This is a genomic window from Methylomonas sp. LWB, from assembly GCF_001856095.1.
Lineage (GTDB): Bacteria > Pseudomonadota > Gammaproteobacteria > Methylococcales > Methylomonadaceae > Methylomonas > Methylomonas koyamae_A.
Genome location: NZ_MKMC01000045.1, coordinates 369,800 through 380,832, shown reverse-complemented (window position 1 = coordinate 380,832; position 11,033 = coordinate 369,800). Strand labels below are relative to the sequence as shown.

General features: G+C 53.9%; 7 protein-coding genes. All 7 read right to left on the bottom strand.

Annotated elements, in window-relative coordinates; all coding sequences use genetic code 11:
* Position 1: 1 nt before the first annotated feature.
* Complete coding sequence (locus BJL95_RS25270) at positions 2–427, bottom strand: hypothetical protein (RefSeq protein ID WP_071159882.1); 426 nt, start codon at positions 425–427, stop codon at positions 2–4.
* 48 nt (positions 428–475) lie between these two features.
* The gene (locus tag BJL95_RS17920) at positions 476–1,000 is read right to left on the bottom strand and encodes a hypothetical protein (RefSeq protein ID WP_139306306.1); all 525 of its coding nucleotides are present in this window, start codon (positions 998–1,000) and stop codon (positions 476–478) included.
* Between the two features lie 84 nt (positions 1,001–1,084).
* Positions 1,085–1,540, bottom strand: coding sequence for an SMI1/KNR4 family protein (locus tag BJL95_RS17915; protein WP_071159879.1), 456 nt, complete (start codon positions 1,538–1,540; stop codon positions 1,085–1,087).
* 74 nt (positions 1,541–1,614) lie between these two features.
* Positions 1,615–2,541: a restriction endonuclease gene (locus tag BJL95_RS17910; RefSeq protein WP_071159876.1), complete on the bottom strand. Its 927-nt coding sequence runs from the start codon at positions 2,539–2,541 to the stop codon at positions 1,615–1,617.
* A gap of 89 nt (positions 2,542–2,630) precedes the next feature.
* A complete protein-coding gene (locus BJL95_RS17905) occupies positions 2,631–3,095 on the bottom strand; it encodes a hypothetical protein (protein WP_071159874.1) in 465 nt (154 codons plus the stop codon).
* Positions 3,096–3,187: 92 nt separating this feature from the next.
* Positions 3,188–3,862, bottom strand: a complete 675-nt coding sequence (locus tag BJL95_RS17900) for a hypothetical protein (RefSeq protein ID WP_071159872.1) — start codon at positions 3,860–3,862, stop codon at positions 3,188–3,190.
* A 645-nt stretch (positions 3,863–4,507) separates the two neighbouring features.
* Entirely contained in the window at positions 4,508–10,939 is a 6,432-nt protein-coding gene (locus BJL95_RS17895) for a PAS domain S-box protein (protein ID WP_175463747.1), read from the bottom strand.
* Between the last annotated feature and the right edge of the window lie 94 nt (positions 10,940–11,033).

Sequence of the window (11,033 nt, the reverse complement as noted above, 5' to 3'; positions counted from 1 at the left end):
GTTATTTTTTCACAGTCAATTTGGCGGAACGAAACCGGACTTTGCTGACCGATAGGATTGAACTACTTTGCGAGTCTTTTCGTAACGAGAAAGAGCAACTCTTCGATCGATGCAGTTGCACGGATATCAGTGCAAACACCGCGGCGGCCGCGACGAGTGCAGGGCCAAAACGGAGCCAGTACTCGACGGGTGCGAAAAGTAGTGGCATGAACCAAAGAGCGTCTTTTGCGGTCTTCGGATTGTCGATAGCAATATATACGCCAAAGAAGAAGGACCCTGCGACGTTGAACAGCAAGATGGTCAATAGGAGGCTGGTTGTGGCTCGGTACGCGGATGGGCTTCTGTTTCGCTTTTCGCGGATGATCGATTGACCGATCGCGGCAATCGTGGCGAAAACCGGGAACGCAAGCGCGACTGCAGCCTTCATACGCGGCCTAACGTGAAGCTACCCGATTGGCCCTCACGGCGCAACAACTCACTTCGTGACTTTCAGTCGCGCTGTAACAGAAAGGACTCGGCCAGAAACTTTGTCTTTGACGGTCGCTGTGACCTTGTAGTCGCCAACAGGATCAGTCTTGTCGAAGCCTACAGTCATACTGGCTTGGCCGAGCTGTAAGAGGCGTTGCTGCATGGGCTTTCCAGACCAAACTGGGCCACCACCCGCCGTCATTTTGCTTCCATCTGGCCCTTCGAGGATGAAATCAGATACCACGTCGCAAACGCCACCGACATTCGGCGCACAGCCATGAAAGATGAGGAGTGCGGAGACCGTTTCGCCTAGACGTACCGTGTTGGTAGTAGTCAGTTTCGGCGGGGGCGTGGATGAGTTCCATGTTTGGCGAAACTGACCTTCGTTCGCAGTAAGAACGATTTGAATGCCGAAGTCTCCAGCACTGCGCATGTTGTCAGAATCAGGAATGGGCTTTCCGCTCGGATCAATCCATCCGCTTTGAGCGGCAAGCGGAAGAAGCGCGACGAGTAAGGCTAGACACCATTTCATAAAAGAGGCTCCAATAGTGAGGGCCAACGACAAGCTCACCCGACGAAAACCGCATCGCGGTTTTTGGTCGGGTGAAGCGACGGGTTATGCGCATTCTTCATGCAGCCCATCAATAAATTCTGAAAGTGCATTGGACAACTTTGTCATATTCTCTTCCCAAGGCTCACCGTCATAATTTGCCATCTCATGATCCCAATAGTAAACAGCGCCATAGTCTTCGTCTTTTAGACTCAAGCAATAGACATTGCCACCAAGGCTTTCGCCGAAGGGAAGATAGTGGCCCGGAATTAAGTCTCGATAGTTCTCCGTACTCAGTATTAGGTCTGACACATACGAACGGAACTCTTCACCATAGAAGAAAGCAACAGAATCAAAGTATTCGCCCTCGAAGCAAACGGTGTCCGGTTTTGGTTTACCTCCATTGGACTTTAGCAGAAACATCTTTAGTTCCGACGGCAACTTAATGCCAATTCGTTCTTCTATACGCTCAATATCCGATTCACTGAGCGGAACTGCGGATTCGATGATTTCAGTTTCCATAGCTCTTTCGCGCATAACGTGGAGGTCACCGGCGCTGCGCGGCTTTATCGAGCAGCGTCCGGTGGACCGCAGGGTTAGAGACCAACTTCGCCCTCCTCGAAGTAGTCGGAGTCGATGCGTTTAACGATGTATGAAGCGGCGACCGAAACCCCAACGTCGAAGTCCATCATGAGGTTTGCAAGAAGCTGTCCGTCAATGAGTACGACTTTGGTGTCAATGCGGGATGCGTAGTCAATGGCCTCGGCAGTGTAGGACGAGGTGGTAATGAAAACGCCCTTCTTTGCGCGCTGCCCTTGAAGCGCGCCAACGAATTTCTGAATTTCTGGGCGACCGACTGAACCTTGCCATCTCTTCGCTTGAATGTAGATGGTGTCCAAACCAAGACGATCTTCCTTGATGATTCCGTCAATGCCACCGTCGCCACTTTGGCCGATACGCTCACCAGCGTCGCGGCGAGAGCCGCCGTAGCCCATCTTGACTAGAAGCTCGACGACGAGCCGCTCGAAGAAGGTGGGAGAACACGAGAGGATGCGACTAAGAATGTCTTGAGCAAGACTGAGCCGAAGACTCTGGTGGGCAAGTTCAAGAGCTTCCTCTGGTGTTTGTTCCGTTGCGATAGCAACGGATTCCGTTGTTGCTGTTTCTCGATTGTTCCGTGAAGCGTCGCGGAATTCGATGAATTCGGGAAAGCGTTCAAGAAACTTGACGTCAATTCTTGCGGGGTTGTCGCCAAGAATCTGTTTTCCGCGCGCGGTAATACGTAGCGCCCCTCTGCGTGGTGACTCCAAGAGTCCCGCTTTCTTAAGGTAGGAATTTGCCCAGCCGACCCGGTTGTTGAAAATTGCCTGCTGGCCGCTTGCCAGGAGTTCGTTGCGTTCAGCCGGAGTAAGTTGAAACTCGGTGGCGAGAACTTCAACGGCTTCGCGCGTCGTGTGGTCGCTTCCGTCGGCGGCAAACCGAAGCAACGGGAGCATCAGCGTTTGATAGTCGGGGATGGGCATAGTGTTCCCGTGTGGGTTGTTGGTCTCTAACGCTCAGCTAAGCCGCCCGCAAGGCGCGCAGCGATTTGTGGGTCGGCTTGAGCACCGTGTTAGATTTTTCTTTCACTCGTAATCCGCCCAGCCGCCCGCACGGTTGCCATAAATGATCGTAGGTCTCGATCTGCGGAACTGCTCTCAATCCGCTGCTCAAGATCAGGTGACAGAAAGTTTCGGAGGTGCAGCTGTAATATGTGGGACTTGTCTTTTTCTCGAAAAGAAAAGCCAAAGCCGGCGAGCATCCCTTGGTACTGAATCTGACTGACTGCGCTCAGGATTGAGTGTATGTGTTCTTTGCCTTGTGCAAGAGCGGACTCTGCAAGGTCACTATCTGAAACACCTTGTGTAACCTCACTATCAAACGATAGCGTTGTGAGGGAGTAGCTATCCAGCCTGCCGCTGAAGAAGGCGTGGCATTCAATGGTATGCGTATTTGCGCTTAAAACCGGCACCGTTAAAATAACCACGCCGTACCCGTAGCCTGATAGGTAATCTGTTGCAAAAACCTTGAAGCTCATTTACTACCTCCCGAAAAATCTAACGACCAGCATAACCGGACGCAAAAAGCGGAGCAGCGCGGAGCTTTTTGCGGTCCGAGTTTATGCGCTTGTTAGCCATTTTTTTCTTCTGGCTGCCAGTTACCATCAAAGCCCCAACTTAACCAAGCCAAATAGTCTTCAATTAGCACATCGACGGAATCCAAAATTAAGTTGGCCTGCTCAGGTGTAATTGATTCACCATGGACCGCCTTATTACATAAAGACAACACTTTTAAAGCTAATTGATACTGGTTTTCTAAAATTGCATGATTTTCAAACAGGAGCCTAAGTAAACGATTTCCCGAGTACCGCCGCTCATCAAATTCAATTTTGAAGCCTGTGGCTAAATTTTTGATCAGTACCTCAACTTCCATTCTGAGTCCAGCTAGAGCTAAATTTGGATTATCATTTACTATTTCTCGGTAATAGCTCATATCCATACCGCTAGGAGATGGACGCAGACCTAACTCTACTAACCTCAAATTCGCTTTTGTATACTCGATTGGCCTGGAGCTTTTATGCTCTTTCTTCTTCTCGACAGTTTCTTCTTGAACTTTATCTGCTAGTTTCGTTACTTCTTTGATATTGTTTTCCAGTTCAAAAGAAACACCACCAGGAAGTTTTGCGCTTTTAAGTCTAGAGAATATACCCTCGATATGATCTTTAAGGTAAAAGCACAGGAAAACTATTACCGAAGGCCATACCAATACCTTCAGATACTCTAATATGATTTTTGCTATTTCCATACCTTGAACTCAAGATGGCTAACTATTGATTATCAGGCAAATCTGCCCGTATAACCTGATATTCCCCGCCTTTTCAGGCACTTTTGCCTGCGTATCCGTAAAAGTGGGCATGTTTGCCTCGATAACTTGATATTGGCGGCCAATTCAGGCAACCTTGCCTGCGTATTAAATTCGCCGCTGACTTTATCAGGTAGGTGTTTTGTGTCAAGCACCAAATTGCCAAGCTTATTGGACAATGTGCGTCGCGTGATGCGGTTGAAACATTGTTCCTTGCATACCGAACGTAGTTACTGCTATTGGATCAAGCAAGGCCGTAAAGTGCAATCGTAAGGCGTAATAGGCGTAGCCGTATTGCACCGCATGTCATTCGGCGCATGACGCTACCGCTAATGCCCTACGCGAGCTTCAACACCGCCAGGCATTCCGGTCGCGAAGCGGTCGCCGGTTCCAATCCAAATTCGGCCATCGATTCCGATGCCTTTACGCCGGCAGTGAATGACGGCGTTTGGGAATGGCGAATTGATGCAAACGACCCTTAGCCGCCTGTTACGTTTCTCCTAACCCGCTAGTCAACCGAATCCGGATTCCGCGAACTGTAAGTCCGTAAAGCGACCATTCGGAATCTAATAAACCAAGCACAACCGATTAATTAAAATGATCATTGTGAGTTTTCCAGTCGCGCAATTCTTTCAGCATCTGCTCGATCATCTCGGCTAGCCGCCGAGCCAGACCAAAAGCCTCCTCCTTCTGTTTGCGAGCCATCGTCGTCAATTCAATTGCGACCTGCATGACGGCATTGGCCTGTAGGTTACCGGCTTCGCTCTTGAGCTCGTGGGCCAGAGATTCGATGGCGACATAATTTCCATCCGCCGCCAGGCAGCGCAATTGCGCCGAGGTGCTGGTATGGGCGTCGAGAAATAATTGAACGATACGCCCGACCAAATTGGGGTATTTGCTGAAGTTTGTATGTAAAGCCGACCAGTCAATCAAACTCGGCGGATCTTCAATGCCTCGTTCGAGGACTGACTCTGCTGCCTTCGGGCATGTCGAAGCGGAAGTGCCGGTAAGCTGTGCCAGGATGGTTTCCACCAGTTGGTCGATAGCGATGGGTTTGGTGATGGTCGCCACCATCCCTGCAGCCAGGCAATTGTCGTGTTCTACCTTCATTGCGTGGGCCGTCTGACCGATTACCGGCAGGTCGGGACGGATAGTCTTGATTCGTCGTGTGGCTTCCAGCCCATCCATGACAGGCATCTGCACGTCCATAAGCACGGCATCGAACGGCCGGGTCGCCTGCGCAACTGCATCGACAGCCGCCTGCCCATGCTCGACTATCAGCAGTTCCGCGCCTTCGTCCAAGAGCATACCTTCGATGACGACTCGGTTGATTTCGGTATCCTCAGCCACCAGCAGCCGCAAACCGGTCAATCGCCGGGTTCCCGTTATTGCCAGAGGGCTAACGGTCATGGGGAGTTCGGTTTCTGGCAGCGTTAGCCGCAAGGTAAAGGTGCTACCTATCCCAGGCGTACTCTCCACGGTCAACGAGCCGCCCATCAGTTCCGCCAGACGGCGACTGATGACCAGGCCGAGGCCGGTTCCGCCGAATTTGCGGGTCGTGCTGCTGTCCGCCTGTTCGAAGGGCTGGAACAAGCGGGCGATCGTTTCTGGCGGAATGCCGATGCCGGTATCGCGAATCGCAAATACCCAGTCACCGCTATCCCGCCAAGCTGAGAGGCTGATTTCACCTTGCTCGGTGAATTTGACGGCGTTGGACAGCAAGTTGAGGAGAATTTGAGAAATGCGTGTCGGATCGCCCAGGCAGCGAACGGGCAGATCAATCTTCTCTACCGATAGCTTGAGGCCTTTGCTGGAAGCCACGGTAGCAAAGGACTGGATAGCTTCTGCCACGACTTCCGCCGGGTCGAAGGGCACGGTTTCGATATCGAGCTTACCGGCCTCAATTTTGGAAAAATCGAGGATATCATTGATGACGGTCAGCAGCAGTTTGCCCGAGTCGAGGATGCGCCCAAACGTCTCCTGCACTTTGGGACGGCCGGCATTATCGCGGTAGCCGATCTGGGCCAGGCCCAGCACACCGTTCAACGGCGTCCTGATCTCGTGGCTCATGTTGGCGAGAAATTCGGATTTGGCTAGAGCGGTTTGTTCGGCGGACTCTTTGGCCTGGTTCAGGGCTTCCTGCAAGGCCAGACGTTTACGAATGTCGAAGAAATAACCATATAAGTACTGCCGGCCGTCTCCCTGAAGAAGATTGATAGAGACCTCCACCGGTATCAGTTCGCCGGTGGCAACGCGATGGCGGGTCTGGATCGTTAAATGCTCCGCGGTTTTGATCTCGTTGAGGACTTCTTGGAGTTTTTCCGAACTAACATCCGGATCCCAATCCGGGACTCGCATCGTCAGAAGTTGCTGTTTGGGAAATCCATAATGTTTACAGGCAGCCTTGTTGGCAAAGATCAGGCGAAAACCATCGTCGGCATCCACCACGTAAAACGGGTCGGCACTATCCTCCACCATTGAATTGAGCAGTTGCAGATTTTCGTTGGCGCTTTTCAAGGCCTGCTGCTGCTGCTGCAGCGCCAATTCGAGTTGTTTCCGTTGACTAATGTCACGCCACGCCACCATCAAGGCCTTGCGGCCCGAATAATCGATAGGCGAAACGGTAATCTCGGCCCAGAAGTCTTCGCCATCAAAGCGACGGTGTACCCATTCAAACCGGTTGTATTCTTGCTCGAGCGTCTTTTTGATTTTTTCGGGAACCGATTCCTGTGAGGTACGGCCATCAGGCTGTTGCGGCGGTGACACTTGATCCGGTGTCAGGCCGATAATCTCGGCTCTTGTGCCTCTCAGCATCTTCTCGGCGGCTTTATTACAGTCCGCGATCTTGCCGCCGTCGAGTTCCATGATCAGATAGGCGTCGGGTGAGTCTGTAAATAAAATGCGCAGTTGGTGCTCGCTTGCCGCCAATTTTGATTCAGCGTTCTTGCGCGTGGTGATGTCCATCGCCACGCCTTGCAGGCCGATGGCGGCTCCACTGTCGTCTTTTACCAACTCGCCACAGGCAAATACCCAACCCCGACTGCCATCCGCGCGTTGAGTTTGCAGCTCAAGTTCGTAGGCTTCGCCGGTCTCGCGGGTCCGATGCAATGCTTCGTTCAACCGCTCCCAGCTGTCCGAGGTAAAGATGGCTGCCTGTCTGGAATAGTCGGGTGCTTCGGCCGACGGCTCTATCTCGAACATCCGGTAAAGTTCCGGCGACCAGGCTACCTTGTCGGTCGCCAGGTCCAGCGTCCAGCTCCCAATCTTACCGATGCGTTGGGCTTCATTCAGTGCTCGGGTACGCCGCTCGACTTGTTCCTCCAAACGTTGATTGAGACTGGCCAGCGCTGCCTCGCTGGTCCGTAGAATGTCTTCAGCTTGCTTTTGGCTCTCGATGTCGGTACTGGAGCCGAACCATTTGATGATTTCCCCGGCATCATTCCTGACAGCCTGCGCGAGGGATTTGAACCAGCGATATTCGCCGTCATGCCGCCGGATGCGGTACTCGATCTCGAACGGTAGGCCTTGAGCTGCAGTCGCCATCCAACAATCGATAGTCCGCTGGCGGTCATCCGGGTGGATCTGATCGAGCCAGCCATAGGTCAGTTGTTCGGCCTGGCTCAGGCCGGTATAGGCTACCCATTGCGGGCTCAAGTAATCGCACGTGCCGTCGGGTGTGCAGGTCCAGACCAGCTGCGGTAAGGACTCAGTCACCTGACGGTAGCGGCTCTCGCTCTCGCGTAGCTCATTTTCCGCCCGCTTACGGTCGGTGATGTCGAGGGCGATGCGGCAGATGTATTCGGCCCGGCCCGCGTCGTCGAGTATCGGGAAGATGTGGGATAAGTAGATGCGCGGCACACCGTCCACCGGTACGATTTCCTCTATGGAGTGGCGGGCCATGCTTTCCAGAACCAGCTGGTCGTGGGCCTGGAGGACCAGGGCGGTCGCCTCCGGGTATAAGTCGAAGTCAGTCTTGCCGATGATCTGCGCCTCACTCAGATGGTGAATGCGTTGCAGGTTGGGGTTGGCCAGGGCGTAGCGGCCGTCCGGGTGTTTGAGCGATAGGACCGAAGGCGAGTATCTAACGATAGAGTCCAGCCGGTGTTCCCGTTCGCGCAGGGCTGCCTCGGCTTGTTTGAGGTTCTCGATGTCGGTATTGGAACCAAACCATTTAACGATGTCGCCGGCATCGTTTCTGACCGGCTGGGCGACCGTCTTGAACCAGCGATACTGACCGTCATGCCGGCGGATACGGAACTCGATCTCGAACGGCAGACCGTGTGCGGCGGTTGCCAGCCAATGGTCCATGGCTAGTTGACGATCATCGGGATGGAGCTGATTTAGCCAGCCGTAGCCCAGTTGTTCGGCCTCGCTCGTGCCGGTATAGGTCAGCCACTGCGGGCTTAGATAATCGCAGGGACCATCCGGCCTGCAGGTCCAGACCAGTTGCGGTAAGGATTCGGTCACCTGACGGTAGCGACCTTCGCTCTCGCGCAGCCGCGCTTCCGATTGGCGTATCTCCTCGTTGGCCTGTCGAACGGAGGTAATGTCGGGCAGCGTGAGAACGACGCCGACAATCCGGCCATCGAGGTTTCTGTAGGGCAGAACCTTGCGCAAATACCAACGCCCCGCGGTACTACGAACTTCCACTTCGGGCGCAATGCCCCCTTGCATGATCAGCAGGCAATCCCGCGCCAGTTCCGGATCATCGAAGTGGCGGACGATGTCGTCGAGGTGGCGGCCCAAGTCGCCCGGAATCACACGCATCAGTTGCGCGCAGGCGGGAGTGAAACGGCGGATACGCAATGCCTCGTCGAGCAGCAACGTGGGCGTATCGCTGTTATTCAAGAGGTTGCCGAGATCGGCATTAACGGTCTCGAGTTCGGAGACTTTGCCATCCAGCAGCGCATTGGTCGTCGACAACTCCTCATTTAGGGATTGCAGCTCTTCCTTGGAACTTTCCAGTTCTTCATTGGCCGACTGCAGTTCCTCGTTCATCGCCATCACTTCTTCGTTGGCGGTCTTGAGTTCTTCGCTGGAATGCCAAGATTGTTCGATGGTGCGGTGCAAATCCTCACGCACCGTATTCAATTCTCGGTCCAACTGTTGGGTAATCCAGGTTTCGCCGGCGCTGCCGGTTTGAACCACGGTACTTTGTTCGGTTCTTTCCTGCGGGCTCAACACAATCAGCAGGACCTCGTCAGCTTCCGTCTGCTCCAGTGGTGTAACCTCGATTCGTATCAGGGCATCCCCCTCGGCGGGATCGATAGTGACCGCGACCTTGTCGTGTTGCTCTCTGGCTCGACCGATCGCGGAACGCAGTATCGTGACCAAAGATGGGCGTACCAGCTTGAATATCTCGAGGGAAGGCTCACCGACCGGCACGCCGAGATAAGAGGCCGTGTTCCCGGACGTGAAGAGGACTTCATTGTTACCATTGATCAGCAATTGGACTGTGCCGAACCGGTCCAACAGGCTGCGGTAATATTGAGTATCTCCCCATGGGTTAGCTCCACTCCTGGCTTCCCGCAGGGAAGGGAAGCCGCGGCGCGGAGAGGCGGCGCCGGCAATCGGCAGCTGGGGCGCCTTGCGAGTATCGCTCTCGGAGACAAGGTTGCGATAGATACGCCAAGGCTTTGATACTGAGCGGAAATAAGCGGGCTGATGGCCGATGCTCTCCGAGCTGCCCAGAAAAAGGTAGCCTTCCGGATTCAGCACGAAATGGAACAGCGCCAAGAGCTTCTTTTGGACCTCGGCATTCAGGTAGATCAGGACGTTGCGGCAGATGACCAAGTCGAGTTTGGAGAACGGCGGGTCGGCAATCAAGTTGTGCGAGGCGAAGACGATGGATTCGCGCACGCCTTTCTTGATCCGATAACCGTCCTTGCTGCTGTCGAAGAATTGCTCGATCTGGGCCGGGCTTAGGCCGCTCAGGCCGTCTTGGGTGAAACTGCCGTTGCGGGCTGCCGCGAGGGCCGTTTCGTCGATGTCGGTTGCAAATATCTGGATCAGCGGCGGCTGTGCATGGGCGGCAAACCACTCAAAGAAAAGTATCGCAATGGAATAGGCTTCTTCGCCAGTGGAACAGCCGGCCACCCATACGCGGACCGGATCATTCGACGTTTTGGCTTGGCAGATGGCGGGAATGACCTCCTCTGCAAGGATGTGGAAGGCCTCCGGATCGCGAAAAAACTCCGTGACACCGATCAGCAGATCTTGGGCCAACCGATCAATTTCCTCGGCTTGCCGGTCTAGCAAAGTGAGATAGGAGGAAACATCTTGGATTCGCACCGAAGCCATGCGCCGGGCAATGCGGCGCCGGATAGTGGCGGGTTTGTAGCCACTCATGTCGTTGCCCCAGCGATCACGGACCTTGCTGAGAATACGGTGAATAATATCCTCTTCCGGCTCTGGTTTGGGATCGGCAACGACCGGCGGAATACTTGGCTTGCTAGCCCATGCCTGCAACACGGTCGCGATGTCGACTACGGGCATGATCTGGTCGGCTATCCCCGACAGAATGGCACTGGTCGGCATGCCGTTAAAGTCAGCATCCACCGGGTCTTGGACGAGGACAATTCCACCCGCTTGTTTGATCGCCGCCCCTCCTTTGGTACCATCGACGCCGGTACCGGATAACACGACGAGCGCCAAATCCATGCTGTTCTGCTCAACAACCGCTTGACAGAATTCGTCGATCGGATGGAATCGTTCATCGGGCGATGCGGGCGAGGTCAAGTGTAGTATGCCATCGCTGAAACTGAGCGACATGCCGGCCGCCGCGACATGAATTCGGCCCGCTTCAAGTTGCATGCCTTCCTTGATCTCTATTGCCGGAAGATGTGTCCAGACGGACAGGAGCGAGGCCAACATGCTCTTGTGATCCGGGCTACGATGCTGAATCAGCACAAAAGCAACCTCGGTCTCCGCGCCGACATCTCGGAATAGTTCTTTGATAGCCCTCAATGACCCCGCTGAACCGCCGATGATAGCGAGTTTTGGTCCTTTAACGGTGCTCACAAAAGACTCCAAATCATACCCACTAAAGTTTCTGGGTTATAGAACGTTGGTTCCAGTATAGGCTAATTGCTTTATGCGCCACTAGCGACCGAGA

Bases quoted from the DNA above. Each gene is read 5' to 3' on its own strand.
- BJL95_RS17900 (WP_071159872.1), bottom strand. From the start codon at position 3,862: ATGGAAATAGCAAAAATCATATTAGAGTATCTGAAGGTATTGGTATGG.
- BJL95_RS17915 (WP_071159879.1), bottom strand. From the start codon at position 1,540: ATGGAAACTGAAATCATCGAATCCGCAGTTCCGCTCAGTGAATCGGAT.
- BJL95_RS17910 (WP_071159876.1), bottom strand. From the start codon at position 2,541: ATGCCCATCCCCGACTATCAAACGCTGATGCTCCCGTTGCTTCGGTTT.
- BJL95_RS17920 (WP_139306306.1), bottom strand. From the start codon at position 1,000: ATGAAATGGTGTCTAGCCTTACTCGTCGCGCTTCTTCCGCTTGCCGCT.
- BJL95_RS25270 (WP_071159882.1), bottom strand. From the start codon at position 427: ATGAAGGCTGCAGTCGCGCTTGCGTTCCCGGTTTTCGCCACGATTGCC.
- BJL95_RS17905 (WP_071159874.1), bottom strand. From the start codon at position 3,095: ATGAGCTTCAAGGTTTTTGCAACAGATTACCTATCAGGCTACGGGTAC.